The sequence below is a fragment of the Pseudomonas sp. OV226 genome (genome assembly GCF_003148705.1).
Taxonomy (GTDB): Bacteria; Pseudomonadota; Gammaproteobacteria; order Pseudomonadales; family Pseudomonadaceae; genus Aquipseudomonas.
The window spans coordinates 531,235-557,064 of the sequence record NZ_QGGS01000001.1; the positions used below are offsets into that span (position 1 = coordinate 531,235).

Genomic DNA, 25,830 nt, shown 5'->3' on the forward strand with positions numbered 1-25,830 from the left:
TCTACATTCAGATGGGCGCGCATGGAAAAACCTTAAGGTCGTGAGCGTACTGGATGTGATCAATGACCGCTGGGGAAAGGGCGTTGTTCGGTTAGCTAGCGTGCCGGCGGCGCCTGACTGGGCGATGCGCCGCGAGTTGATGAGTCAGAGCTACACGACGAAGGTTGATCAGCTGTGGATGGTAATGGCCAAGTAAGAGGTCGTTGAAAGCGCACGGCAACTTACATGAGCGGGCCATCGTATCGACTGCAAATCGATAGCACTTTTCCCGCTCACCCTACCTCCAATGACATGTGCGTTTCTTCTGACAACCTGGAGGTCTCTATGTCGATACGCAAGATCGTTCTGCTTTCCTTTTTGGGTGTGGCACTGGCTGGGTGCGCAGGCTCGCGCCAGGAGCCCCCTCCCACCACCATGCAAGTCGACCTGCAGAAATACCAGGGCACCTGGTACGAGCAGGCGAGATTACCTATGTTCTTTCAGCGCAATTGCCAACAGTCAGAAGCGCAGTACGGTCTGCGTGATGATGGCCGCATTGACGTCACCAATCGTTGCAGGGAACAGGATGGCGAATGGAAAGAGGTAAGCGGAATTGCCGAATCGCAGCAGCCAGGCAAGACAGACAAGCTCTGGGTGCAATTTGATAACTGGTTCAGCCGAATCGCACCGAGAATAACCAAAGGTGAGTATTGGGTGCTTTACCACGACCCCGCCTACCAGTTCGCATTGGTCGGTCACCCGAACCGGGAATATCTGTGGGTGCTTTCACGCGCCTCTGAAATTAACGGCGTCAACCGTGAACAGCTGGTAAAGATTGCTCAGCAACAAGGGTATGACACCAGCAAACTGATCTGGCGTTCGGCAGATCCGACCAAGCCTTAGTCGGCAAGGCTACTTAATCCTGCAAAGATGGATCATACAGGTCACATATCCTTCAACCCTCGGTCACTTTCCGAGGTGGACAGGGTGGTTATTCTGCGAATCAATACGGATGACATGGAGGTTGAAACGCTGCTCGATGCATCTCTTCAGGATGCACTTTTGATGATGAGCGCAGATACCCAGGGAAAACGCTCAATCCCATTGAGCCGCCTTTTGAAAAGATTGAAACCTCAGAGCGAACTGGTGACAGTCAACCAGGTTAGCTACTACGGATATGTCATACGAGAGCTTGAGACCGGCACCATTGCTGTATTCCGGGACGGCCAACCGATACAACCGACAAAACCAGCCCTGAGAGAAATGGCGAAAGGTCTCAACATCTCGCTTGTTAATTCAAATGGCAACCAATTCAACACCAGGCAACTGGGCAGCCTAATCATCCAAAGTGTGAAGGCTCTCATGGAAAGCGTGCCTGCGACTCCCTCCCCTATAACTCTATGCAAATCCTGGCCTTAATAAATATGGGTGCGGGCTTGGAATCGCCCACGTTTGGCATGCACGCGCAAACAGCAAATCGCAGGCGACGTTTTTTCATGCCCAACTGAAACAACAAAACATATCAGTGGGTTTTCGTTGCATAGATCCGGAATCAGAAAACAGATGTGATCTCGATGACCGCAAACTTCTGGCCATCCTCTACTGGGACTGAACACATGGTGCGACGACCTTCGTCGTCCGAGTCTATTTCAACGCTGACTGAAGAGACTTCAGTGACTTCAAAGGGGCGCACGACATAGCCTTGTACTACCACGCCTTCATCTTCGCAAGCAGCAAGGACCTGCAGATTCGGATCCAGCTTTTGTAACTGATTGATGAGATCCTTCACCTTCATTGATGATACTCCTTATGTCTGCCGGCCACTGCCGACAAGCTATCAACGTAACAGCCCGAACACAGAGCCGCTAGCTCCAGAGGCAAAACAACCAGCGCGGGGCTGGATTTGTATGGCTAACTAACCAATCCGTTTCAGTACATAGGTCTGGTCATTCTGACCATGGTTAACTATCCATTCCACTGTCCGGAATGGTGCGAGCGCTCCGCTCACCCCTTGCGGGTCTACCAGGTGATCGCCCGCCAACCTGAAAATCGGCCCTCCTGGAGAGATAGGCACCCCAGCTCCATCGATCAGAATCCCAATAGGCTCCTGCGCTGCGGGGTTCTTGAATATCCCCCAGTGTCCGTGCAAATAAGTTTGATTCATATCAATGTCCATTCAAAACATCAGGGGCAGAAGAGTGCTTCAAAATGTCCAAACGAGCAAGACTCTGTGGTGCGGCCCGCGAGGATTCATGATTGTCACATTAAAAAACTCTGCACGAGGCCGGACTATTTCTGAGACAACTTTCGGCCATACGCAGACGCTCAAGACCGGTCTGCTTTCGGCTGATAGCTGTCCTCTACCCCTAGCCTTTTACAGACGTTTAGCCAACCGTTTTGCCTGCGCAATGCCATGGGTAGCCGTTCAACCCATGCGCTTACCGATCAAGTGGCGCTGCTCACGAATGTCCGGTATCGATATAGCTCGCTCCCCAAGTGCGCCAATTGTAACGCTGAATTTCAACATACTTGTTGTCGTTTCTGTAGATAATTCAACTATATGACTCGCCCCTAAAACAACTTTATGAAATGCAATTCATGAGGGCGGGCTTTATAGAGAGACGCGAATTATGATATTTCAATTGATTCTAACGCGACATCTTGACAAATAACGCAACCACAATTGCGCCGCGACTGCCACTTCCACCACCATGCTAGGAGGCGAGAACATCGCGCGGATGCTGTCGACTTGACATCTAACGAATTACATCTAGCGTTGCCTTTGCAATTACTCAACATTTTTGAGGGCAACCATCATGACAACCGCTCCAAAAAAACTAGATGATTTTCTATCTGATCAAAGTAAAACCGCTTTTTCTTATGTGGTATCTACAGGCGCGATAGCTGCTGAGGTTGACGTATATCCTTGCAATGAAAATTCCATTCGACCCAATCACAAGCTCAGCATTCCTAAAACGGCCATCGACTCTGTAAACCCAACAGGTAAATATATCGAATTTGAAGGGCGAGCGCATGAAATTGTCAACATAACCTTTACAGGCGATATTGGGGAGGTCTATGAACGCGTTTTCGAAGAACTAGCCGGCAACTTTATCGCTGACCAAAAACCTGCGCAGCCTATCGAATTAAAGGGTGGCTTTGATGGCTTTACATATAAGCCAACCCGAGATTGGTGTGGCTGGCATTGGCCTACCCGATAATGAATGTGTTTCATGGTATTTTTAACAAACAAGAGCCCCATTTCAAAAACGAGCGGGCGATATTTCTCGCAGATGTGGAGGCGCTGAAGCTCTCGTTGAACATCAGCCGAATTGATGATGTTAGACGAGAGTTTCTAAAGTTTCATGACCACTCCACCGATTCTATAAGGCACAGCCGGGTGCGAATTCTTGAAAAAATCAACCCCGAGTTTCTTTGTGAAATCCTGCATAAATGGGGAGTACTATACACACAATACTATGAGTTTCTGCTAGTGCGCCATGGTGTGGGAGGCTTGAATCCTCAGTGTGGCCAAGCAATATGCATGGACAACCTTGGCTTGACCCCCAAAGGAATGTGGAGTCTTTCTATTGCCTCCCGATATGCTGAATTTTGGGCCGAGGGATCGGTTCACAACCCGACAATATTTGATCAATGGGAAAAACGATCCCAGTTTATTGGCAGCCGAGAGTTTGTTGAGTTACATAATCTACGCGAGACTGATGATCTGTTAGTTTATGACCGGCGTGGGTTGGCACTTCCTGTCTTTGATATCAGTGAAGTTCTCAGTTCCTTTAACGGTCAACCATTTTGGGAGTCATTCCACGCTAACGATGCACACCTTGTGCGCCTTAGTGAGGGAGCGGCCAGCACCTTATCAACAATTTCGGGGCGGAATTTTTTTCACCCAGGAGAAATAAGGGTGATGTTAACGCAAACTAGCAACCATAAGCGTCAAGCGTTACATGCTGTTAATTACATATCGAAAAGGTTAGGTGTCGTGGGACGTGGTTACGTACGACGCGAGGCGAATGGCGATAGTTACATATTAGATGATGCAAGTGTAGAACACTCTTTTTTTATAATGCAAAGCTTGCGTGCGAAAACTGAATTTGTAAAATTTATCCTGCATAAAAAATTCGACCGTGTTGCAACGGCTGTTTTCCCAAATCAAAACGTGATGAAAGTTTGCCCGGAAAACTGTGCTACGATTATAGGTCTATTGAAGGATATCAAGTATTTGGATGGTTACTGTCGAAACCCTACAGATTATTGTTATCTGGATGACTGGTTTTTTCGAGGAGAAGATCCATCGTTTCGTTCTTAGTTGTTTGAGGCCCTTTGTATCGGGCAGAAATCGGTCAATAGCGGAACTTGTACGCGCTGCTAGACTGCCGAATGCAGCGAAAAGTCATACCACCTTTACTCCTCGCCTGTGTCGTGTTTCTGGCGCAACACCGATGCGCAAACAGGGAGTTAAGCGCGAGCAAGAAGCGCTAACAGATGCAGACAACGAAAACTATTAAGCGGCTGGTATCGTCTATTGATGGAAAGGCATAAAGCCCACACGCCGAGGGGCAATTTTCGGCGCCTGTTATCGGAGAGAAAACATGTCAATTATCCTCAAAGCTGGAACAGCGAGAATTGCCATTCTTAAGTCTTCACCGCCACAGTGGAACATCAAAGCCGATGGCGTAGTGGCCACAGCAGGATGGAGCAATCCTCGCCTAGAACCCCGTTTCTATATAGATTTCCCTACTGACGGTATACAAGACTTTGACTTTATTGCAGACCCACCGCCAGGTATTAGCAACCAAGTTATCTCCCCTGTTACGGCGTATGTCAATTGGGCTGACCCTCCGTCTTACGTACAAGGGGTACGTATTCACTCTGCTAACAACTCTGTTGAGGCAATGGCGGGCACAGCCAAAGATCTCACTTTGTAAATTCCTAACCAGCTATTCCAATCAACCGTTTTGCCTTCGTTTCGCGATGGCAAAACGGCGGCTGAGTTTTGGCCTTTGATACCTTGAGTTTTGCGCCACCTCAATGAACCCGGCATGCGGCGCTATCTAATGAAGGAGAGAGTTCATGAGTTCAAAATCCCTCGGTAGCGCCAATTATGACGCACTCCAAATCTTCAACACTGCTCACCTTATTGCTTAGGTGAAAATCCAACGTATGGCTACAGGAATTACTTCGCACGGTCACCCCTCGCAGTTTACCCTCCAACTCATACGTTCTATAGCGATTCTCCCTCTGGTTTCGTCTTGCCAGCGCTTGCGCCCTTTGTGGCCAATACAAGCTTTCCCGCGACCGAGGAGCTCGCCTCCGTTGTAGTTTCTGACTCGAATGGAGACCATGCCGTTCAAGTTCGTCAACTATCGCCGGCTATCCTGGACCTGGAAAAGGTCACAGAGTCTTCATCTCAAGGCGTAATTAACGTCCATGGGAGTCAGGATGACGTGCTGAACCTCTATGCACATAAAGTTCGGATCGCAGCTGAATCTCGCGCCTACTACGAGAGATCGCTCGGTCGCTGGGTCGATCCCTTAACTCCACCGAGAATTACTGCTGATTGCGTAAAGTGGTGCTCTATTACACCTTGGGACAAATGGTGCTGCGGACACGCATACCGTACTGAGGTGATACGTGTCGAGCCAGTGCTTACCGTCACGATTGCAAACCCAGTCGACATTGAGCAGCAGATAGAAATCGCTCTACGTGACCCGGCTGTCGTAGGTGCTATTGCCGCACTTACTGCGGCAATAGCAACAGGCGGAAGTGCTGCTGGTAGCGCGTTCACTGCCACCTTCACTGCGGCGCTAGAGGCAAAGCTCGCAACGCTGATCACTGATAGGATCATCAGTGTGAATGTGGTGTTCAGGACTGAATGGGGACTTCTGTAATAGCTGCTAACCTTTTGCTCCCAGGGACGCTGCGCGACGTATGCATAGCGCCCCTTAGCCTGAGCTTTAGTGTCCGCTTAACACCCGGAGGGTGTGAAGATCACTGGCCGATTGTTGCCTGTCGCCACCGTCAGCTTTGGGTCGAATCCCTGCATGTCGTAAGGGGCTACAAACGGCCAATAGCGGTCATTCATTGTTGACGAAATCAGGAGCGATTCAATGTTCTGACGCGGCTGGCCGACACAGCGGATGAGCGAGATCGGTCGCTGCCGCATCAGTGGATGCCGACCTCATTCACGCTTGTTGAGTTGGGCGGGCGTTCACGAATGAAGCTCTCAGTAAGGATACTTCTAGCTTGGATCCAGTGAATGCGCATAGTAGCATGTGGCCACTCATGCGCGGCGCCTAGTGTCTATGCGCAATCAGGATATGAAGGGAGTCATGCACATGTCGATGTTAGAGTTTATTGGCGAACTGGGTCGCGCGGAAAAAATTCACAAAAAGCCGCACATACCTCGTGACAAAGCTTACAACGCTATCGCTTCGTACTGCCCAGATGTCAAATATGACGACATCCAATTGCTTATCGATGAGACGGTTTTTGGTAACGCAAAAGTAGGCGTCATCATCACTGCGAACGAGATCTGCGGGAAGGAAAACTTCTGTGACCCCTTCCGCTATGCCCTTTCGAAGGTATCCTCACTCTTCGTCAAGAAAAGCTTAATGACCTCAACGCTCTACATTAACGAGCGGCAGGTGATTAAACTAACACAGCCTTCGGGAGGTACGCTGGTCCACCTGTTTGATAGTGTCGAACAATACTTGCAGCTAGCAAAACATGCCGTTAAACCGGAGCCTATCATCACGCCTGCTGCGGTGCCTGCCGATCAGACTGCTGAAATCTCGCCTTCCCCTAAACCCGCCTCCCAAAGAACACCTGCCGTCGCTGAACTAATCGAAGCCAGCCCCCAGCTCCACGCCCGCCCGCCCGAGCAGACTGAAGCCATCGTGGAGCTTGAAAGCGTGGAAGTCGTGACTGAACAACCGACAGCCACTGCTTCGGTAGACGACGAGAAAAGCTCATCCCGATTTCGCCGCTGGCCAAAGGACAATTTGATCACCTCGATCCAGACGGATAAAGACGTGAGCATCGTGTTCAACTTCATCGGCGATGTATTGAGCGATAACAAGTCCAGCAAATCTGCTGCGCTACGAAGAGAGGTCCAAGGCTTCTTGGCCAAGACAGTACTGCGGTTGAGGAAAGATTACATCGATCGAAACCAGGTTATTGGCCTAATGAACGACGTGGCCACAATGGAGTTTCTGATCTACAGCATCACCTACCTCCGGCTTGAGCTAGCCAACCGACGTGTAGATCCGAGGCTGATAACCTACACGCTGAGCGAAGGTGTCCAGGCGCTCCTCTCACTGGACAACTCAACTAGCTCCCGGAGTCTACTAGCCAAACTGCTGCATCTCGCTGAAGCGATGGGAAACAACACTGATCAACTTACCTTTGCCTTCTACATTAGAGTTTTGATGAGCAACATGAAGGGCGAACTAGCAGACGATGAGCTCGAAATGAGACAACTGCGCACGCTTGCTTCGTTCAACAAGGAATTACCGCTGCAAGAAGCGCTAGAGAAAATTATCCAGGAGTTCGTGGTGGCCACTGTAGATGAGATCGGGGATATCAGCGGCAATCGTCAAATCAGCTATGACGCACGTCGGTGCGCTGACAGCATCATTGATCTTTTCTGAGATATTGGGAGGTATCTAAATATTTTGAATACAAAGCCTTTCTCGCTGCGCATCGACCCCAAGCGGACAATAGGATGCCGGGTCCGCTCCGCGGCCATCGCCAACAAGCTCGTCCCCCAAAGATGCAGCGTAGTTTTGGAGTCAAATGGTATTTCTTTGGGAGCCGCCTTGCCAGCGACGAGGCCGGTACGAGCCACAGAACCTTGAATCGGTGTCCGCTTGGGATCGATAGCAGTCAGTGGTGACCGGCTGTTTCCACCCCGAAGAGGACAGTCAGTTAATTATGTGAGGTGGTTATTGGCCCAGAACAACCATGCTCAAATAGATTGCCACTCCCTAGAAAGCGTTCGACCCTAGGTGCTCATATCGGATGTGCTAAGGTACAATCCTATTTTTCGCCACCTATTGAGTATAGAAGCGAATGGAAGTGCGGCCTGTGAGGAATCATATTGCATGTTTGGCATAGGGATTAAGTCATCCGATTTCAACTGGTTTTATGCGCACCTCCCCTATATTGGCCTGGTCGAGCCAGCGATTAAAATTCCGTACCTAACAGGAGTAATACGTAGCCTTACCTACTCGGAATGGGAGTCGCTTGATAACGAGGCGGCCCACAATGTTCGCTACGCATTTGAGAGGACTGCCCCTGTATTTTTCGTCTGGGAAAATTTACCTAGTCGAGACTCTGGCGAAGATGCACGCAGAGATATGCAGGACCTTTACCTTGCCATGGTACTTTCAACTGGTGCAAATATCCCGGCCCCGAGCAAGTCGATAAGTTATACAAAATCTGGAAAATCCATTAGCCGGTGCATAGGGATATTCGATCGGGCCGCCGTTGTTCATGGCCCTAAGAGATTACTAGTTGACTCATCCTTGATACAGGAGGCAGCTACCCTAGTCCCTCTTGTCAAAGACTCTAGGGGGCTGCTGGAATTCCCTGGATTCAAGCAAGTGGTGAGAACACTCACATCGACAGCAACGGATGACTTTCACGCAATTGACGGAATCGTTAGCTGCGTCATCGCACTAGAGGGTCTCTTGTTAAAGAATGTTTTATCCGGGATAACCGCGACGTTCACCAACCGTATATGCAAATTATTATCAGCCTCCGAGAGCAATTCCGCCCACCTTAAATCCAACATTGAGCAGCTGTACAGCCTGCGCAGCGATGCACTTCATGGACGGAACTGGAAGGTCAGTTTGTCGCAGACGTCGCTTACTGATGCGCAGTGGTACGATTACGCAAGGCAAATACTGTGCAAGTCAGCTTTGGCAGCCCTATCCTCCCTTAGATTGCGCCAAGACTTTGAAATCGCTCTAGACGAACTCCGTGCTAGCTTGGACTAAGGATTTGCAAAATGGCTGAGTATTCGATATCCCCTGCTATCTTTCCCAGCGGAAGCATGGAGGAAGAATGGTATAGAGAAATGCAGTCAAGTGATGCTTTTTGCGCTATACATATACCAGGCTTGCAGATTCCATTTAAAATGCCGATTATTTTGAATGATATTCATCTTGAAAGATTTACATGGATGCAATGGGTGCTATTCGAGCGTTCGGATGAGGCATCGCGGCTTAAAATTGAATTTGATCATGGCCTACATACCTTTCTTACATGCCGAGTTTCGAAGGAAATCCCGCTAAAATTCGAGCTTGATTCAATACTTCTACAAAAAAAGAAGAGCGTTCAGGCCTTTACTTCTGCCTTAAGACTGCTCAAAGAAGGGACGATCATAGACCCTTCCTCTTCTGTGCAGTACGTCAGGAAGAAGGACAGAAATCTGCGCCACATCGGAACCTACGGTAGAGGCCTGATTGAAGCCAATCTGAAAAATAAATATATGCTAGACGCAAAGACGCTGTCTTTGCTGCCTGTCATGATCGAAGCTTTGACTGCGCATGAAGTAACTGATGATCCAACTATTGGTTTGGCCATCAGAAGCTTCGACCGCTCCTACGGCTACTCCCTTGAGCACGATGAGAAGTTGGCTTTTTTGTTTTCGGCCTTAGAAGCAACTTTTGGCGAGTATCGGAAGCAGAGTAGGCCCAAACCAAGGATTAGTATAGGTAAGGCTGCGTCCTTGGTCGCGTGCACCGCCAACACCGCTTCTATCGCAATCTTCTTAGACGATGCAGAGAAGGGAAAGAAACTTCGGAATTTGATTGCTCACGGCTCAACCGAATCGGTGACAGGGATATCCTGCGATATAGAGGTAACATTAAGAGAAATAATTAGGGATGGCCTCCGCTGTCTAATAATTTTTGCCGCCCAAAAGACCTCGTTCGAGAATGACCTGGACTCAATCCAGGTCGGCCTCAGCCATGAGCCTGCAAAATTGGCTTTCCAAATACTATTGGGATACGCCGGTAACGGGAACGCCACTGCATTGAAAATTCTCACGCATATCAAAGCCCCCTTCAGAAATGAACATTTCTAAGGCATTACCCCTCTCGATCAAGGGCGTGAGCGTATCCGTATCAACATACTGGGTATGCTCGACTCAGGGCAGTGGCTTCCAGCACGGCACGCCCTGATTCAGAGCGCCCCCATTGAATAAGTATTGTAGCTCTGCGCATTATCCGATGACACATCTTCGCAACGGATCAGTCATGATTCTCACTACTGACCGCATGCTTTCTGCCAGGGGCCTACCCGCCCAGGCATGCGTGTCCATTGCCAAGAAATCCAAGAAACAGTCGCTTGTTCGACCGGGGTGCTGCCCCTTCAGATGAGCTGACAGGACAGACAGCGCTAGGTCTCCTCCCCGCTTGATCCCCCCCTCCTCTGACATCGCCTAATCGGTCTTCCTGAGGAGTAATGCATGTCTAATTTCCACGGTATCTGGGTTGCGCTGGTTACACCCTTTCATTCGGATCAGGTCGATTTCGAGGCCCTTCAAGGCTTAGCGAAGAGGCTCCTGAATGAAGGTGTGAGAGGTCTGGTCGTATGCGGTACCACTGGCGAAGCCGCGGCGATGAGCAAGGATGACCAGGTCGAGGTTCTCGATGCTGTGCTGGAAGTCGCCCACCCGAGCCAAGTCACCATGGGACTCTCGGGAAATGCCCTCCCTCAACTGGGCCGGTGAGCCATTTGGACGCTCATAAACACGTAGCCATGGCAGCCTGCGCTTCATTACCAAAACTTTCACACCTTCACGCCGAGTACAACAAAAAATTAGTTTATATATCTTTAACGTCGAATTAGTCCAATAACTTTGAGAGCTCAAACTCAAGCTGTTCATTCTTAAAAGTGGTCATTTCAACTCTTGAAGCCCAACCAGACTGAGCAATTGTACAGCTGCCGCCTATAGATCCTGCATTTTTCAAGATTAAGGGAATGATGTTTTTCTTGATGACATTGAGGCGCTTCCTCAAAAAAACGTGAAGACTCTCCGCCTGCTCTTTCTCGAACTGTATGCCAGACTCATTTATCACTGAAATTGGAACGGTAAACTCTGAGTCTCTTTCAATGGCAGAGACAGCTTCCGGAATTACTACTGGATCCCCTATGCACACAAGACTCCAGGGCATAACGGAAAAACGCTCTATGGTCGGCGCTCCATCAGAAAGCCCCTTGCACTTGAGTACTTGTGCACCAGTGCTTCTACGATAATGTACTATCTGTTCGCCGAAAAGGATTAACTCAACGTCGGGATTTTGCATTGCATTTCTAGCAAAATCCTGAGCACAGGATCTCATTACGCGCTCTAATATGTTTGCCAGGAAATTGATCGTGACAGGAACTAGCTCGCTATCGGTAAAATTGAAGTCATCCCAATAAGATCTGCTGCGAAGCCCCTCTCCTTCGTCCTCGCGCTGGTATACCGTGGGCGCACCGCTAACCTGATCGCGATAAAGCACTAATTTCCTTGAGGTTATGGCGGTAAACTCATTCACAATATTTGATATTAATGTATAGTTCCCTGCATAAGCCAAATAGAAATCTCCACCAAGATACTCGGAAAAATAGTTTAACCTTCCTAGCGAGATTTTAGGAATTTTATAGCATGTTTTAAATGAAAGAATTTTCTTGTTTTCTTCTGTGACGCGGGCGTCGCCTCTGCTGATCAAGCCATCTGAAATGGCAAATAAATCATCACTGGTATAATGGAATGCGACTATCGTCATGCCTGGTCTCGATATACTGTCTTCGGGCGCTCGCAATCATCTCATGACGGCAGCGAGAATTCAATAATCAAACCCAGTGGCTATCTAATTCGTCATGACAATCTGTCCTTAAGTGACTACTTGAAAATGCACTCCATTAAACTGCTCGAACTGCTGAATCTACTAAGGCTACTAACCGCGATAGTCGCTTGGCTTTCTGTGTGAAAAAATTTAAGTTCAACTTCAGCGCTCGCGAGCTTCTGTATTAATTCAGACTCTCTCAGTTTCGCCGCTGCAACCACGGAGTGAACGTCATTAACCTTTTTAGTCTTGGCTTCAAGTTGCTGAGCTAGGTGTTCAGTTCCAGAGAGTCATGGTGCATCCTTAACGCCTCATGAAGATAAAGGGAATCGCATCCGACTTTGTGGGCGCGTCTCGACGGTTTGATGTCATCACCGAATGACTCCTACTGGCCGAAAACAGCCAGTTTTGGCTGCCTCTAGACGCTGCCACCGGCAACTAATTCACGCAGCGATGAGCCACGAAATCGATACCGTTAAGCGACTCAAACATCAGTTAACGGTTTTTTTTGCGAACAATCAGACTGAGGCACTAACAGCCCTTTGCCGTTTACCATATTTTCGGAATCCCAGTTGTCGGAGGCTGATTGATGCTCTGCTGATGGTATCTGCCCCCGCCCTACAGCCCCATATCCCGTTCCAACTGATCCGCTTTCATCGCGTCAGAAGCAAGGCCGATCTTCATCAGGTACGATTGCAGATGATCGCGTAAATGCATTCTCAGGCGAGACCTAAGCTCAACATGGGACGCAAATGGGCCCGCATCGATATCAGAACGTTCCAGAACATCACGTAGCATTCTGATGCTCTCAGCACCGATCACCGACGCGTGCAGCCGCACGATAGGATCAAGCCCCGGGGCTCTCTTGAAGCTGGCGACCGCCTCTTCAAGCAGTCGCGCAAACGACACCTTGCTACATGCCTGCTGCGCCGAGAGCCAAACCTTAAACTCAATCTCGTCTTCCATCTACTCTCTCCAGTTGATCTGCGGACTGACTCGCACGAATTTGTCCGACACGGGTATTTTTTAAAAAAATGACTCGTTGTTTGAAATCAAACTGGATAGCAGCGGCTTACGCCGCTAAGTGCCGACTTTGCTACGCCCACAGGGCAGTCACACATCAGCGTCAGCAGGATAAATGGCAAGAAAAGGCCAAAAGCAGAAGCACTGAATAAGCAAAAAACCCACACCGTTCCCTCAGCAGGATCGCCGGTAGGTGGGGCGCTGAGATCGCTGCTTTTTTGTTGTCCTCAAATATAAAGATCCGTCGCTCGAAAAATTTTTCAAGGGGCGCTTCGAAAATATATTTTTCTTGACTCGACCCTCACGCAGTCACGACGGCCTCCACGCTCGTTTTGTTTGGAGATTGCGCAATGTGTGCGTTCAGATCAACACATCTAACAGCGTACAATTACTCCCCCTGTTGAAGCGTCGCAGGTCGTCTAGGAAGGATGTGGCAGCAGTTGAAATCACACCTGCCGATGACGCGGTGCAGAACGTGGATGTATTAAGGAAAACTTGATGGCGATTGATTTGAAAAGTCTGTGGCAGCGTGAGCGTGCAAGGCGGGCCGCTTTGTGGGGGCTGGAGGACTTGCGACCAGGTGATGATCGCGCAAAACTACACCTAAGCATTCTCGATGAAATTGATCGACAAGACCTCGAACAATCTCATGGGGCTGCTGCGCTTATGACAATCGAGGAGTTGAGGGACTTTGTGCCGGAAACGCCGTACGAAAGCAGCGACGGGCACCACTTTGTAATCGTTTTAGACCAGCACATACCGGAAGTTTGGCGAACCAGATTCGAAGCGGCCAATGCAATTGCTGAGCGTTTTCCGGAAGGAAGCTTTGCCCATGACTGGCGTCGTTTTCTGAGAACCTGGGTTCGAGACATGAAGCGTTTAGAGGCTCACCGGTTCTGCTAATTTCCGCTAGCTTTCTGGAGTGACCATCCCCTCCTCTCCGCCAGCCTGTCGCACCCAAAAAATGAGTCTTGGAAGCCGACCTGACTTGGCAGTGCAAGGCTGCTTTAGCTGAGCCTCCAGATGCGAACTGAAGTACATGCCATGCATGACCAAAATTGGATCGAAGGTGTGGCTACGCGTCAGCAAGCGGCTCTGCTATAGACCTAAATCTCTGAACAATTGATCCTCCTTCATGTCGTCGGTAGCCATCTCATTGTCCACCAGATGCCGTTGCAGGTGCTGAGAAAGATGGTTCGTCAGGCGGGATCCGATCTCGATGTAGTTATCTGAAATGCTTGCACATAAATCTCGACCGCTCACTACCTTTTGCAATACCTGAGCGCATGGTAACCCGAGTTCGGATACGTCAACTCGGGTCGGCCAATCATAGATGGGTACACGGCTGTAGGTGGCGACCGCCTCTTCAACCAAACGCACAAATTCATTGGCACCGCATGTCTCATACACTGAGCACCAAATGGCTAAATCACGTTCCCTATACATCAAATTCCTTCCTTTCTTCATCGATACACAACATCTCGGCAAGAGATTGAAATGAGTGAGAAGGCATACTGGGCCGAACGATGTCGTGAAGTTCAATGCTTGGCGAAGGCGAATTCACAGTGTCCCAAAGGTCTGTTTTCATGGATTCAACAAGGAGCTTTCCGAAAGTTCATGCGCAGTCGCTTGGCGGTAACCAATTGACGTGCTCAAGGCACCGGACACGGAGCCAGTCCTCCCCTCCTAACATCCCGGCCCGACCACAGACCTCGCAGGTAGCCAACGACCTTTCTTCTGCACGAGCGATCAACTCACGGCACGTCGCATCACCACCCGAGTAATAAAACCGCAATCCCCCGAACTTTTCCTTCACCTGACGCGCCCGCACTTGAGGCACCTCGGGGTGAGCTTTCAGGTAGGTTGTCAGCGCGCCACACAGTTCATCTAGCAAACCCCGCCAGCCTGGCAGACATCCGATCTCGCGCAGGGGTGCGTGGGAGAAAAACTCCGGATAGCGATCGCGCAGGATCGGCAATAGATCTTCAACCATAGGTTTTCTCTGCTCGCATTATGTCAACGGCCAATGCCTCGACAGTGGGCAAACTCACATGCTTGCGCGCGCCTCGGCCGGTCAAGATGAAGATCCTGTGTTTGCTTTCAAAAATGAAGCCATCAAATTCACATTGGAAATCACTGAGAATGCTGTCGCCAGGCAGGTAAGTGTTTTCGCTGTCGAACTCAGATGATTGAGCGTACAAACGCGTTGCCTCAAGCCCCTGAGCTTTGATGTCTCGCTCCTGAAACTCTGGGAGCATCACATCCAAAATCATCCATCGTCTGACGATGCAAAATGGCTTTTCTGTGAAGCTCTCGGCGGCTAGTTCGATCAACTCATCGTTGCTCAGATTTGATCCACTAAGAGGCTGCGCAGGCCCAAAAAGTAGATCGCCTAGCAGGTCTATATCCGTAACGCTTGTATTCATAATTTCGCTTTAACCTGCTCTTCCCATGAGTACCAGACAGGGATTTTTTTCCCTATACCCGTTGCCATCTGGAGAGCCCGAGAGTCTTTTCGATCCGCGTATCCGTACCGCAGTTCGCTCAGTGATAGATGCGATTCATGTAGAGATTGCCGCCGCCAAACGCCCAACTGACGATCACGTATCTGCTACCTGCCACGGTTTGGAATAATGCATAACCGTCAATGAAGGTGACGCCCGTTATGCGAGACGTTCGCATACTCGCACCCTCTCGGAAACGGCCCGTGGTATCGCCATAAATTGTTCCCATGATGACGGGTGGACTGTCGACGGCTGCGAAGAGGAACGCCGTGATGCTCACACCAAACTCCTTTTCCATCGCCGCCGCGACCTCTGCCGGAAGAGACGATACGAGCTGTCGCTCAGTCATCAAGTAGCTCGCTTGAACTGTCAGCTGACGATCGTGCTTCGTTGTCTGCTCCATACATCTCCCAGCCCTCTTCAACTATCAACACAAAGCTGCGCCAAAACCCCATAACTCTCCAGTGGAGTGAAGCTTCTCACGGAAAATCAATTACAAAGCCGTGGTTGAAACCCGTCCGCTCACCTGGATAACCTCGAGGATTCGAAACCACCCGACATCTACCCATCGTGATATCAACCGCGCGGTGTGTATGCCCAAAAATCCATAGATCCGCTTTATCCAGAAGCGCGTGCCAACGGTTTGAGTAAGCAGCGATCAGATGCCCCTCATGTTTATCTCCCATTACTTCGGGTATAGGTGCGTGGTGCGTCACGACGACAGTGTTGCCATCGAAGGGCTCACCGAGCTCCTTGGACAGCCAAGCGAAGGAATCGTGATTCCTGCTGATGAGGTCGGACGGGCGCAGCCGGCGATAGTTTTCTCCAGTGCGAATGACACGAAAATCATTCATCCAATCCCATGCTGTTTGGGTAGCCGCAGCCACGTTTTCAGTCGAGGAAAAATCAGTCCAGCCAGTGGTGCAAAGGAACCGCGTTTGATTCCAAATAAAGGTCTCGTTTTCCAGGACGTGAACGTGCGGCAAGGCGGCGTCCCTCATCTTGTGGAGGGTGTGATCTATGTGTCCTCTATAAAACTCATGATTTCCACACACGTAAATTACAGGGCAATCAAACGTCTCATTCGCCCACTCCACTCCCCGTCCTTTCAAGTCTATGTCACCGGCCAGGATCACCAGGTCATAGCCATTGGATAGGGGCTGATAGGACGAAAATTCGCTGTGCAGATCTGACAGCACGTGAAGTTTAATCAATGGCCTGATCTCGATTTACAGCTAAATTGATAAGGTCAGTATCAGCGTATGGACATGCGTGCCAGCGAAGTAGTCGCAGATGCTGTTGCTTTGTTTGTACAGCTTGGTAGACCTACCGGAAAATCCGGCAGGAGGACTATATACCGTCGCGCCGGACTGAGCAACATGGCTACATCCTCGTTTTTCGAGAGACTCTGATGTCCTTAAGCAAAGGGTTTGCGGCCGTACTACGGACTGCTCGGGCGTTACGAGGCTTATCTCAGCAGGATCTGGGAGATGTCAGTGATCGCAAACACTTCTGGCAAATCGAAAATGCAAGATCATCACCAACGCTGAACAAGTTCGAAAAGCTTTCGAAGGCGCTTCAATTTGATCCCGTTACGTTGCTTGCCCTGTGTGTAGCAACACGCGATAACGTCTCGCCATCCGATGTCCTTCAGCGAGTTCAGAAAGAACTCGCTGAATTCGAGAGTATGGGCGGTACGAAGAAACTGACCGAGAGTATGGAAAGCGGTGTACTCAAATCGCGCGCCAGTGAACAGCTACGCAAGATGGCCGCCGTCCAAGAGTGCAAGCGAGCAGGTCTCACGCAAAAAGCGACGATGGAGAAGCTGGGGCTTCCAAAGTCCACGGTTCATGACCTTTGGAAAATGACGGATCAGGACGGGAAGTCTAAAATATGAAGTGAACACGCTTAGGAGCTTATTGATACGAGCCCTGACCCTGAGCATACGCAAGGGACTCGATCTTTCAGCTCCATGTTGTAACTCACTCCCCCCAAGAATCAGGTGGACTCGTAAGCCGTTCAGTCTGGGAATGGCTTTGCGCCTCTTCAAGTCGACCACCTGAGTGGCGCTGCCGCGATTGGCCATGATCCCCTTTTGCATTGCGCTCGAAACGAAGTTCGATAATCCGGCTCAATGTTTGTTCCTTACCATGACTGGATTCGAGGGCGTGAAGAGAATGCATAAATAAGCATTTTCATGCCCTTCATCTTTCAGTTTTTATTCGCTCCTGCGTAACTCTGAAATCGCAACGCGACATCATTTTGGCCAGCTACACTCCAAAACCATGCGGAGCAGGCTGTGAACGCGCGTGGCGAAGCCCTCTTCCCGCACCCCGCTAGTCGCGCACATCGAAAAATAGGTGGCGCCTTCTAACTGGATGCACTGGCACGAGAAGGAGGCTCCATGACTGTTCTTCAGGAAGTATTGATGTGGTCAAAAGGCTTGCCTGCCTGGCAAGGGGATTGTGTGAGACGCTTGCTGGGACAGGAGACTGTAACGCAACAGGATTTTGAGGATGTACTCGCCCTTCTCAAGTCGGCTTATGGAATCACTGATCCGGAGGGACGTATAGCCTCGCCCCTGAGTGAGGATCAGATTCCTGCGGAGATAAAGCCCACTACTCACATCGAACTGCATGCCGTAAAAAACCTGGTGAACGTCAACGCAATCGCATCAGAACACAGCCTGACATTCGCGCCTCAGGGACTGACAGTGATCTACGGGGGGAATGGCTCAGGTAAGTCAGGGTACTCCCGCGTACTGAAACGAGCATGTCGAGCACGGGATCAGACAGAAAGCATCTACCCGAACGCAAATAAACCACTTCCAGCGGATGCTAATGCTCGTGCCACCTTTAGCATTAGCATAAATGGTGTCAGTAGCGATGTGATGTGGATTGATAACCACCCTGCTCCGCCAGAACTATCCAGTCTTTCAATTTTTGACTCTCGCTGTGCAAACGCATACCTGGTTAACGAAGCTGACTACTCCTATGTCCCTCACGGCCTGGATGTTTTCGAACGACTCGCCGCGCTGCAGCAACAGTTGAAAACTGCGATTGAGCAGGAGCAAAAACAGTACTCCGTTGACCTCTCCGCTTACTCACCGATGCAAGGCCAGACGGAAGTCGGAAGGATGATCGCTGCCCTTTCTGCGAAGACCAATCCAAGCGCTGTTCAAACGCTCGGCACCGTTTCAGATGACGAGCTCACCCAGCACACAACCATTGGAAAAAGTCTTCAGGAAAATAATCCCAAAGAAAAAGCCAACCAGATCAGGCGACTGGCGCAACGTATATCTGGGGTTGCCGGCACTGCCTTGAACAAATCGCTACAGGTTGACCAGGATTTTGAAAAAGACCTCAAGCAATCGGTTGAGAGCTATCTCCTAGCAAAATCGGCGGCCGAACTCGCCGCCAAAAAATTCAAAGAACAGCAAAACCTACTACCAGGCACTGGTGGAGATGCGTGGCGGGAGCTTTTCGACGCAGCTCGTAAATTCGCTCTCGAATCCCACCCAGGGCAGGACTTCGTATCGCTCGATCCGAACAGCCCATGTCCACTCTGCCAACAAACCCTCAATGATGGCGCCGCGCGACTGGCTCGCTTTGAGGAGTTCATCCAACAAGAAGCTGAAAAAACGTCGCGCGCCCGCCGTAAAGCAATGGTTGAGAAATACACACCGCTTACGATACTGGATGTGACGATTGGACTCGATGAGGCCACGCATGCGGAAATCCAGGTACTGGCTCCAAAGGTCGCGGCGGACTGTCGGGAATATGAGCGTGCATTAGGGGAGCGTCGTGACCAATTGGTTGACGCTGTGAAGTCCAACAACTGGACAGGTATCGCGCCTCCCCCTTCAAATCCCTCATCTGGATTACAGGCACTGGTGAACCAACTCAATCAACAAGCTCTCAACCTTGAGCAGGCGTCCGACGAGGTGGCAAGAATTCAACTTCAGCAGACGTACGCGGAACTGGAAGCACGCGTGCTGCTGAGCAAGGTAAAAGACGCAGTCATAAACGCCATTTCCCGGATGACCCACACGGCCATTTTGGCCAAATGCATCACCGCGCTTCGGACAAATTCCATCTCAACCAAAGCCACTCAGATTGGTGAGACCGTAATATCCACGTCACTCCAGGACGCTCTTAATGCCGAGTTCAAAGCGCTAGGTGTGGGAGGTCTCCAGGTTGCCCTCCAGAGTCGATCAGGGCGTGGAAAAATGCTGCATAAGCTCAAGCTGGAACTGCCTCAGAGCCGAAATCCAAAAGACTTACTCAGTGAAGGTGAACAGCGAGCCATTGCGTTAGCGTCGTTTTTAGCTGAGGTAGGTCTGAGTGAAAGCACAGGAGGCATCATCTTGGATGATCCAGTTTCCTCTCTGGATCACCAGCGTCGAGAGCGTGTTGCTGCTAGGTTAGTAAGAGAAGCAGCGCACAGACAGGTAGTGGTTTTCACGCACGACATCTACTTTCTTTGCATTCTGGCGGAACAAGCAGATTCGGCCGGCGTAACCGCGCTGACGCAAAGCATCGCTCAGCGTGCAGAAGGTTATGGTGTCGCAACACCGGAATTGCCCTTTGAGGGCAAAAATACGACTGGGCGCATCGGATCGCTCAAGGCTCGCCACCAACACATAGCGAAGCTGTTCAGACAGGGTGAAGAGGAAGAGCACCGCAAGCATACCGTCGAGGCATACGTCCTCCTTCGAATGGCATGGGAGCGTGCCGTCGAGGAAGTGCTTTTACGACGCGTTGTTCTACGATTCCGCAAAGGCATAGAAACCCAGCGTCTGTCTGAAGTCACCGTGGATGACAATGATTATGTGCAGGTATCTGCCGGGATGAGCAAGTGCTCCAACTATGCTCATGACAAGGCAATGGTTGGTGGCGTAGCGGTACCGGATCCAGATGAACTGTTGTCTGATATTCAGGCCTTGGACACATGGCGCACCCAAATCGAAACTCGCAGTACTGCGACGAATCGCGCCAGGAAATCGGGTGCCCCCTCTTGCCCGTGAATCTCTACTTGGCGCTTCTGGTGCCGGACATCAGAGAGAAGCTCGCTGAGGGCATAGAATGGTAATGCTGATGCAATGAAGTAACCGCCTGGATTTTCAGCCAGCGGATGACTTTGCAATTGCTTCAGACGTAGATTGCGAGCCCCGCCCTATTTTCAAGCAATTCATACAACCCGAGATCGAGCAGTCATGAACGAGCACGACATGGACGTTGTGATTGCGCCTACCTGGGGAACAGGGCTTACCAAGTTATTCCGAGGGTATTAACTGGCATCGGGGCTGGCATAACAGACACGATGATTGTCGATTTATCTCTCGCGCAAACTCGCCACAGCTCCGTCCTTCGAAAGGTATTCACCAGAGCACCGCTTTCCCCGTAGCTGCAGATGTCCAGCAATCGCATATTCCCTGAGCCGCTGAAGGGCATCCCGAAATCCAGCAACGCGTGATTCATCCCTACGCATATCACTCTTGGCGTTGACCATCTGCTCGTTCGCTCCGTGATGGATTGGTTTCATGTTGAAGTTGCTTCAGCTCATGTCGCAACTGTTCGATCTCGCTCTGAGTCGTTTCCAGCAGCACCTGCGTATTCCTAGCTCGTGCATCGGCCTGGCTGGCGGATTCGCGAAGAGAGGCGGATTCTTCGCGGGATTGGGCAAGCTGATCGATAAGCTGCTCTTTGGCCCCCTCTTCTCTAGCTGACGCGATGGCCAAGGCATTGAGATCACTGGTCAGTCGCGCGATGGTGTTGTCTTGGGTGGCCATTACCTTGGCCTGTTGGCGGGAGTCGCTAAGCAGGCGCTCGTTGTCACGATTCAGGCGGCTGAGGTCGTCCTGTTTCACCGACAGAGTCTGTTGCAACTGACGATGCTCAACCTGGATTTGCTGGAGTTGGCCTTCATGCCGGCGCTGTTCTTGTTCGCGCTGATCCTTCACGGCTGTGCGGTAGTGCTCAAGTGCGTCACGGGCATGCAGGTGCTTTTCTTCCAGCGAGCGAATCTGCTCATCCTTCTCATGTACCCGTATTTCGAGATCAGCACAGCTCTGGCTCAGACGAGCGTTGCGCGTGAGCTCAGACTGCAAGCTGCTTTGGCTCGTGCTCAATTCACTTGCTTGGACGCCGAGGGCGGCCTGAAGGCTATCGTGCCGGCGCTGCAAATCCGCCATGGCAGCTTGTGCCTGCGCCAGCTGTTCATCGACTGATGCTCGGTGTTTATCGAGCTCAGCTCGCGCCTCGGCCACCTCTTCGGCACCTTCTTCCAGCAATCGATCCACCAATTGGCCGACTAGCCCGGTGAGCTCGTCGCTCAAGCGTTCGCGGCGCTCCTTTGGGCGCGACTCCCCTTTTCCGAGCTCACCTAGATACCGGGCAATAGTTGTCATCGAGCCAGTATTTCCAAGCTCGACGCGCACAGCGTTGATGCTGGGATTTACACCCCGCGCGATCAGCGCGTTTCGCGCTATCTGGACGATTGCCTTGTTGATACCGCCGCGTGCCATGCCGCCTCCTACGATATCGTAGCGTATAACGTTTTATGTAATTACATATTACAATAGGTAACGAAAGTAGTCACAAAATTTCAATTTCTATGAGCAAATAATGGAGACTTATGGCTTCTTTATCCTCAAAAAGGCTTTTAGCTCTCGCTTAAAGTGTGGAATGCTGGAATCACTCAGATTTTGAAGGCAAAAGGCGATGGACAAGGCCGACCGGTACCTCAAGGCGGGCACTAGGGAGAACACCCGCAAAAGTTACCGAGCAGCGATCGAGCACTTCGAGGTGACGTGGGGCGGCTACCTGCCCACCACCGGGGACTGCATCGTTCGATATCTGGCCGAGTACGCTGACAAGCATGCGATCAGCACGCTAAAGCAGCGGCTGGCCGCGCTAGCGCAGTGGCACATTACCCAGGGATTTCCAGATCCGACCAAGACACCTAATGTGCGCCAAATGATCAAGGGCATTCGGGTAGTTCACCCCGCCCAGATCAAGCAGGCAGCCCCTCTCCTACTCACGCATCTCGAGAAAGCCGTGACATGGTTGGAAGCAGAAGCGGCTGCCGCGCTCGATCGGGGTGACTACAAAACGCTCCTACGCCACCGCCGCTCGGTGGCACTAGTGCTGATCGGATTCTGGCGTGGGTTCCGCGGGGATGAACTGGCCAGGCTCACGGTAGAAAACACCAAAGCCCATAGCGGTGAAGGCATCACGTTTTTCTTGGCTCACACCAAGGGTGATCGCCAGCATGAAGGGACGACCTTCCAAACGCCAGCGCTGACGATGCTCTGCCCGGTGGAGGCATATATCAACTGGATTACCGTTGCAGGCCTCGCGAAGGGCCCTGTCTTCCGTCGCCTGGATCGATGGGGGAATCTTGCGGACAAGGCCATCCAACCTCATAGCCTAATTCCAATGTTGCGCCGGATCTTCAAGGAGACCGGACTGCCCGAAGAGCTTTACAGCACTCACTCGATGCGTCGGGGCTTTGCAACCTGGGCGTCGGCCAATGGCTGGGATATCAAAGGGCTGATGAGCTATGTGGGATGGAAGGATATGAAGTCGGCGCTGCGGTATGTGGATGCCGGTATGTCGTTTGGCGGTTTGGCTGCGCGCGCTGCCCCCTCGCGATTGGAGGCTTCGCATCAGGCCGCGCCGGATGGGGTCAAGCGCGGAGCCGAGCCCAAGAAGCGCGAACAGCAGCAGATTTGAAAAGTGCTGATTTTGGCACTTGTGCATGGGCGGATTAAAAAGCGTACAGCAGGTCATGAGGGTGAACATCGGTGCGCTCAAACTGAATCTCTTCAGGGTGACCATCGACGCCCACCACTTTGACGAGCCCAGCCTCATGACCATGCAGACAAATCAAAGTGATGGTGACCTCGTTGGCAGGTACGATCGCTTCATGGAAGGTATGCCGCTCGACCATGTAGCGGTCACCTGCAATCAATTCGAGCCGTGTCGCTTCCTCGAGGTGCAGCCGGGTGCCCGTTCGACGCAGCAGGTTGGTCGTGCCTTTGACATATTTGTCACCACGATATGAAACCTCATACAGTGGGTGGCCTCCTGTGCTTACCTCTCGAACGTGGTAGTTGACGTTGGTAAGCTTTCCTTTCAAGAGACGGCTATTCACGTGACTCTCATGAGTGTGTATGCGTGCGGGCATTCCGGAGATGATCCTCTCCCCTTCAGGCCAGAGATGCACGCGCCACTCCTCTTGTGGAGTTCTGTTCAACAGCATTACGAAGAAACCATGGGGGTGCCGCAGGCAAGTCATGGGCGTGGTTTGGATGGCGCTCCGTAGGTGAGCGAGCACCGCAGCTTCTGGCAGTTCCCACAGTGCTAACTCCGCCGAGGTTAGGTCGTACTCAGCGTCCATACGGTGCTTTGCCTTTCAGAGCCATTTCGGCACTTTCAACGTCCTGGGGCGTTACTGATGAGCAGAAAAGAGTCCTAAGCAAGCTATCGTCCGTGGCACCAGACGGTAGGCTCAAGGGGATGGCCGTATCCCGGATCCACTGAAACTCGGTGAGATACGCGGCATGTTCAGGCTGGCCACTGTCGTATCGATAGGCTGAGTCCTTAGGATCTTCTCTGGTCACCAGAATTTCTTCGGGGCTCCCCTCAATTCTGAATGTCGAAAGGCGATCGCTCAGGTATAGAGCAACATTCATAAGTGTCGGATTGTCCCGTGCGACCTGTAGCGCCGCGTGCACTGTGGCCAGTATCTCTGCACGTACGCTGGCTGGACTCCAAAGCTTGCTGTCGAAGGAGCACTCTTTGCGGAACTGCGCGTACCTCTCACATAGGTGCTCGTCCCGGAAATCAAGAAGGACGATTTCAAGAGTCATAGGACGTCTGCTGGCTCTAGCCTTTGCTACAAGCTCCGGGAGAACCTTGCTCCGAAAATATCTGCCGGTACGCACATAGATTTTGTAGGAACTCGCGGCTCTCGCGATTCTCAGCAATTGATGCTCAATGTCCTTCGGCGGAACCACGATCAGCTCATGAGCGGTGTCAGGGTCGAGGAAAAACTCAATAAAAAGCATAGAGAAAATTGCAAAGGCGCCGCTGGCGACCATCGCGCCTAGAAAGTCGTTGAACGTTGACCAGAACCATTTGGGCTCTCCGGCCTGAGCGGCAATCAAGAAAGTCCCTGCAGAGCAGACCGCAGTCAGACTGATCGAAAACCCCAGGAACAGGCGCCGCTGTGACCTCGATTTGAACAGTGCGGGTATGGACAAGGAAATACCTTCTTCTGGAAAGTCGCTTTGCCAAAAGCACCAGCTCTGGAGGCACTGCGATGGGGGATAAGGATGGGGCTCATTCTATCGGGCCCGAGCTCTAAGGTAACCGCCCAGTATCGGCGGCTTAACAAGGCTTAGAGTCGTATGCCAAGTCCTAGAGGCTTCCAAGCAGTTTTCTCACCGCAGCCGAGCAGGGGGCCCGCATTTTGGTCGCAGTAACCGTCTGCGTGGTTGTCGTGATCTCGACTCTCAGGGCATAGCGCCCTGCGTAGCTGCGAGCCGAAAAGACGCGATCCATGTGGGCCGCAAATTCCTCTGCCGGCGCGAGGTCATCAAGGTACATGATGTTGAACGTCAACCGGCCTGCAGGAGATACATACAGCCCTGCGACAAGGTCATCATCCTCATAGTGGGGATTCTGGAGATTTGCGGGTAGCCGCTTGTGCGCAAGGTCAACGAGGACGGTCGCGTACTCAACCGTGCGTTTATTCGGAAAATCACCCTGAGAGCGAAGTATCCCTTGATCCATAATCATCCTGCTCCTGATTCGTAGACTCCACTGCGCGGAGCAACCTGCATTATCACCAATTTAAGTGTACTGCGGGCATTGGGCGACCTTATCGCGGGTAGCCCAGCAGATGATCCACATCCCCATACAAATTTCTGCGGGCCGGCGGGGAACGGGCGAAATTGATGCCACTTGCAAGGATCGCTATTTGTAGGCTTACCGCGTTTTGCAAATGGCGAACCTGCGGTGTGGTCTACAGCGCAGTCGGATCATCACTTTTGGCTTATTCACTGTGGTACGGCTTGCTCAAGAAACTGCTGGTGAACAAAGTGATGCCCTACTCCCTCTGCCCAGTAGGTGCTATTGCACTTGGCTGCCTAGTCATGCATGAGGCCTTAACACCCGACAAAGTCATCGGCGCCGCGGTTGTGATCATGGGGGTAGTATTGAGCTCTGTAACGCGACCGCTTCGCGCAACCACTTTGTTAAAGTTCAGATCCGTGATCACGTCGACGGAAGGGACACCGAACACATCCGCATTGACTCAAGACTTGCGCCGTAGACCTGGGCCGCGAGCGACCAAATTTGCCTTTCGATATCAAAATCCAAATGTTTGCCTCAGCACGGATCGGACTCGGGGTTCGCCAGAGCACCTGGGAACGCGCACTGGCCCGCGCTAGAGGA

At 51.3% G+C, this 25,830-nt stretch carries 24 protein-coding genes and 2 pseudogenes; 15 read left to right on the forward strand and 11 right to left on the reverse strand.

Going from position 1 to position 25,830, the window contains the following annotated elements:
• Positions 1-34: 34 nt before the first annotated feature.
• The 3 genes and pseudogenes from C7534_RS02680 to C7534_RS02690 form a co-directional block, all read left to right on the forward strand.
• Positions 35-196: pseudogene (locus C7534_RS02680) on the forward strand (DUF4113 domain-containing protein); the annotation flags it as partial.
• Positions 197-324: 128 nt separating this feature from the next.
• A complete protein-coding gene (locus C7534_RS02685; protein ID WP_109784893.1) occupies positions 325-882 on the forward strand; it encodes a lipocalin family protein in 558 nt (185 codons plus the stop codon).
• Positions 883-966: 84 nt separating this feature from the next.
• Entirely contained in the window at positions 967-1,398 is a 432-nt protein-coding gene (locus tag C7534_RS02690) for a hypothetical protein (RefSeq protein WP_146206148.1), read from the forward strand.
• A 133-nt stretch (positions 1,399-1,531) separates the two neighbouring features.
• On the opposite strand, the gene C7534_RS02695 is transcribed toward C7534_RS02690, so the two are convergent.
• Positions 1,532-1,774: a hypothetical protein gene (locus C7534_RS02695; protein ID WP_109784895.1), complete on the reverse strand. Its 243-nt coding sequence runs from the start codon at positions 1,772-1,774 to the stop codon at positions 1,532-1,534.
• 1,021 nt (positions 1,775-2,795) lie between these two features.
• Here C7534_RS02695 and C7534_RS32260 point away from each other — a divergent pair.
• From C7534_RS32260 to C7534_RS02735, 7 genes and pseudogenes are all read left to right on the forward strand, one after another.
• Positions 2,796-3,200, forward strand: coding sequence for a hypothetical protein (locus tag C7534_RS32260; protein ID WP_146206149.1), 405 nt, complete (start codon positions 2,796-2,798; stop codon positions 3,198-3,200).
• The gene (locus tag C7534_RS02705) at positions 3,200-4,306 is read left to right on the forward strand and encodes a hypothetical protein (protein ID WP_109784897.1); all 1,107 of its coding nucleotides are present in this window, start codon (positions 3,200-3,202) and stop codon (positions 4,304-4,306) included. The genes C7534_RS32260 and C7534_RS02705 overlap by 1 nt, the downstream gene beginning before the upstream one ends.
• Positions 4,307-4,589: 283 nt before the next feature.
• Positions 4,590-4,925 (forward strand): hypothetical protein, encoded by a 336-nt coding sequence (locus C7534_RS02710; protein ID WP_109784898.1) that lies wholly within the window; start codon positions 4,590-4,592, stop codon positions 4,923-4,925.
• Positions 4,926-5,249: 324 nt separating this feature from the next.
• The gene (locus C7534_RS32265; RefSeq protein WP_146206150.1) at positions 5,250-5,888 is read left to right on the forward strand and encodes a hypothetical protein; all 639 of its coding nucleotides are present in this window, start codon (positions 5,250-5,252) and stop codon (positions 5,886-5,888) included.
• 447 nt (positions 5,889-6,335) lie between these two features.
• Positions 6,336-7,649, forward strand: a complete 1,314-nt coding sequence (locus C7534_RS02720) for a hypothetical protein (protein ID WP_109784900.1) — start codon at positions 6,336-6,338, stop codon at positions 7,647-7,649.
• A gap of 1,361 nt (positions 7,650-9,010) precedes the next feature.
• Positions 9,011-10,090: a hypothetical protein gene (locus C7534_RS02730; RefSeq protein ID WP_109784902.1), complete on the forward strand. Its 1,080-nt coding sequence runs from the start codon at positions 9,011-9,013 to the stop codon at positions 10,088-10,090.
• Positions 10,091-10,474: 384 nt separating this feature from the next.
• Positions 10,475-10,729: pseudogene (locus C7534_RS02735) on the forward strand (dihydrodipicolinate synthase family protein); the annotation flags it as partial.
• Positions 10,730-10,853: 124 nt separating this feature from the next.
• Here the strand turns inward: C7534_RS02735 and C7534_RS02740 are convergent.
• Both C7534_RS02740 and C7534_RS02745 read right to left on the reverse strand, forming a co-directional pair.
• Positions 10,854-11,780 carry a hypothetical protein gene (locus C7534_RS02740; RefSeq protein ID WP_109784904.1) on the reverse strand — a complete coding sequence of 309 codons (927 nt, stop codon included), beginning with the start codon at positions 11,778-11,780 and terminating at the stop codon, positions 10,854-10,856.
• 678 nt (positions 11,781-12,458) lie between these two features.
• Entirely contained in the window at positions 12,459-12,806 is a 348-nt protein-coding gene (locus C7534_RS02745) for a hypothetical protein (RefSeq protein ID WP_109784905.1), read from the reverse strand.
• A gap of 555 nt (positions 12,807-13,361) precedes the next feature.
• Between C7534_RS02745 and C7534_RS02750 the strand changes: the two genes are divergently transcribed.
• Positions 13,362-13,766: a hypothetical protein gene (locus tag C7534_RS02750; RefSeq protein WP_109784906.1), complete on the forward strand. Its 405-nt coding sequence runs from the start codon at positions 13,362-13,364 to the stop codon at positions 13,764-13,766.
• 195 nt (positions 13,767-13,961) lie between these two features.
• On the opposite strand, the gene C7534_RS02755 is transcribed toward C7534_RS02750, so the two are convergent.
• The 4 genes from C7534_RS02755 to C7534_RS02775 all read right to left on the reverse strand — a co-directional run bounded on the left by C7534_RS02755 (position 13,962) and on the right by C7534_RS02775 (position 16,578).
• A complete protein-coding gene (locus C7534_RS02755) occupies positions 13,962-14,309 on the reverse strand; it encodes a hypothetical protein (RefSeq protein ID WP_109784907.1) in 348 nt (115 codons plus the stop codon).
• A 539-nt stretch (positions 14,310-14,848) separates the two neighbouring features.
• The gene (locus C7534_RS02765) at positions 14,849-15,289 is read right to left on the reverse strand and encodes a DUF6957 family protein (RefSeq protein WP_109784909.1); all 441 of its coding nucleotides are present in this window, start codon (positions 15,287-15,289) and stop codon (positions 14,849-14,851) included.
• Between the two features lie 118 nt (positions 15,290-15,407).
• Positions 15,408-15,770, reverse strand: coding sequence for a hypothetical protein (locus C7534_RS02770; protein ID WP_109784910.1), 363 nt, complete (start codon positions 15,768-15,770; stop codon positions 15,408-15,410).
• A gap of 76 nt (positions 15,771-15,846) precedes the next feature.
• Entirely contained in the window at positions 15,847-16,578 is a 732-nt protein-coding gene (locus C7534_RS02775; protein WP_109784971.1) for a metallophosphoesterase, read from the reverse strand.
• 200 nt (positions 16,579-16,778) lie between these two features.
• Here C7534_RS02775 and C7534_RS02780 point away from each other — a divergent pair, with 200 nt between their 5' ends.
• Both C7534_RS02780 and C7534_RS02785 read left to right on the forward strand, forming a co-directional pair.
• On the forward strand, positions 16,779-17,264 hold the full coding sequence (locus tag C7534_RS02780) for a helix-turn-helix domain-containing protein (protein ID WP_109784911.1): 486 nt from the start codon (positions 16,779-16,781) through the stop codon (positions 17,262-17,264).
• Positions 17,265-17,771: 507 nt separating this feature from the next.
• Positions 17,772-20,393: an AAA family ATPase gene (locus C7534_RS02785; protein WP_109784912.1), complete on the forward strand. Its 2,622-nt coding sequence runs from the start codon at positions 17,772-17,774 to the stop codon at positions 20,391-20,393.
• Between the two features lie 465 nt (positions 20,394-20,858).
• Here the strand turns inward: C7534_RS02785 and C7534_RS02790 are convergent, their stop codons facing one another.
• The gene (locus tag C7534_RS02790) at positions 20,859-21,893 is read right to left on the reverse strand and encodes a DNA-binding protein (protein ID WP_109784913.1); all 1,035 of its coding nucleotides are present in this window, start codon (positions 21,891-21,893) and stop codon (positions 20,859-20,861) included.
• 196 nt (positions 21,894-22,089) lie between these two features.
• Here C7534_RS02790 and C7534_RS02795 point away from each other — a divergent pair, with 196 nt between their 5' ends.
• A complete protein-coding gene (locus C7534_RS02795) occupies positions 22,090-23,103 on the forward strand; it encodes a tyrosine-type recombinase/integrase (RefSeq protein WP_109784914.1) in 1,014 nt (337 codons plus the stop codon).
• A gap of 34 nt (positions 23,104-23,137) precedes the next feature.
• Here the strand turns inward: C7534_RS02795 and C7534_RS32270 are convergent, their stop codons facing one another.
• From C7534_RS32270 to C7534_RS02810, 3 genes are all read right to left on the reverse strand, one after another.
• On the reverse strand, positions 23,138-23,524 hold the full coding sequence (locus tag C7534_RS32270; RefSeq protein ID WP_146206151.1) for a hypothetical protein: 387 nt from the start codon (positions 23,522-23,524) through the stop codon (positions 23,138-23,140).
• A 235-nt stretch (positions 23,525-23,759) separates the two neighbouring features.
• Complete coding sequence (locus C7534_RS02805) at positions 23,760-24,635, reverse strand: hypothetical protein (RefSeq protein ID WP_109784916.1); 876 nt, start codon at positions 24,633-24,635, stop codon at positions 23,760-23,762.
• A 157-nt stretch (positions 24,636-24,792) separates the two neighbouring features.
• Positions 24,793-25,173 (reverse strand): hypothetical protein, encoded by a 381-nt coding sequence (locus tag C7534_RS02810; protein ID WP_256594731.1) that lies wholly within the window; start codon positions 25,171-25,173, stop codon positions 24,793-24,795.
• Positions 25,174-25,331: 158 nt separating this feature from the next.
• On the opposite strand from C7534_RS02810, the gene C7534_RS32790 reads away from it, so the two are divergent.
• Positions 25,332-25,826: a DMT family transporter gene (locus C7534_RS32790; protein ID WP_256594732.1), complete on the forward strand. Its 495-nt coding sequence runs from the start codon at positions 25,332-25,334 to the stop codon at positions 25,824-25,826.
• The last annotated feature ends 4 nt before the right edge of the window (positions 25,827-25,830 follow it).

Bases quoted from the DNA above. Each gene is read 5' to 3' on its own strand.
- C7534_RS02705 (WP_109784897.1), top strand. From the start codon at position 3,200: ATGAATGTGTTTCATGGTATTTTTAACAAACAAGAGCCCCATTTCAAA.
- C7534_RS02730 (WP_109784902.1), top strand. From the start codon at position 9,011: ATGGCTGAGTATTCGATATCCCCTGCTATCTTTCCCAGCGGAAGCATG.
- C7534_RS02810 (WP_256594731.1), bottom strand. From the start codon at position 25,173: ATGATTATGGATCAAGGGATACTTCGCTCTCAGGGTGATTTTCCGAAT.
- C7534_RS02745 (WP_109784905.1), bottom strand. From the start codon at position 12,806: ATGGAAGACGAGATTGAGTTTAAGGTTTGGCTCTCGGCGCAGCAGGCA.
- C7534_RS02755 (WP_109784907.1), bottom strand. From the start codon at position 14,309: ATGTATAGGGAACGTGATTTAGCCATTTGGTGCTCAGTGTATGAGACA.
- C7534_RS02765 (WP_109784909.1), bottom strand. From the start codon at position 15,289: ATGAATACAAGCGTTACGGATATAGACCTGCTAGGCGATCTACTTTTT.
- C7534_RS02780 (WP_109784911.1), top strand. From the start codon at position 16,779: ATGTCCTTAAGCAAAGGGTTTGCGGCCGTACTACGGACTGCTCGGGCG.
- C7534_RS02750 (WP_109784906.1), top strand. From the start codon at position 13,362: ATGGCGATTGATTTGAAAAGTCTGTGGCAGCGTGAGCGTGCAAGGCGG.
- C7534_RS32790 (WP_256594732.1), top strand. From the start codon at position 25,332: ATGCCACTTGCAAGGATCGCTATTTGTAGGCTTACCGCGTTTTGCAAA.
- C7534_RS32260 (WP_146206149.1), top strand. From the start codon at position 2,796: ATGACAACCGCTCCAAAAAAACTAGATGATTTTCTATCTGATCAAAGT.
- C7534_RS02785 (WP_109784912.1), top strand. From the start codon at position 17,772: ATGACTGTTCTTCAGGAAGTATTGATGTGGTCAAAAGGCTTGCCTGCC.
- C7534_RS02795 (WP_109784914.1), top strand. From the start codon at position 22,090: ATGGACAAGGCCGACCGGTACCTCAAGGCGGGCACTAGGGAGAACACC.
- C7534_RS02720 (WP_109784900.1), top strand. From the start codon at position 6,336: ATGTCGATGTTAGAGTTTATTGGCGAACTGGGTCGCGCGGAAAAAATT.
- C7534_RS02770 (WP_109784910.1), bottom strand. From the start codon at position 15,770: ATGGAGCAGACAACGAAGCACGATCGTCAGCTGACAGTTCAAGCGAGC.
- C7534_RS02685 (WP_109784893.1), top strand. From the start codon at position 325: ATGTCGATACGCAAGATCGTTCTGCTTTCCTTTTTGGGTGTGGCACTG.
- C7534_RS02710 (WP_109784898.1), top strand. From the start codon at position 4,590: ATGTCAATTATCCTCAAAGCTGGAACAGCGAGAATTGCCATTCTTAAG.
- C7534_RS02790 (WP_109784913.1), bottom strand. From the start codon at position 21,893: ATGGCACGCGGCGGTATCAACAAGGCAATCGTCCAGATAGCGCGAAAC.
- C7534_RS02740 (WP_109784904.1), bottom strand. From the start codon at position 11,780: ATGACGATAGTCGCATTCCATTATACCAGTGATGATTTATTTGCCATT.
- C7534_RS02695 (WP_109784895.1), bottom strand. From the start codon at position 1,774: ATGAAGGTGAAGGATCTCATCAATCAGTTACAAAAGCTGGATCCGAAT.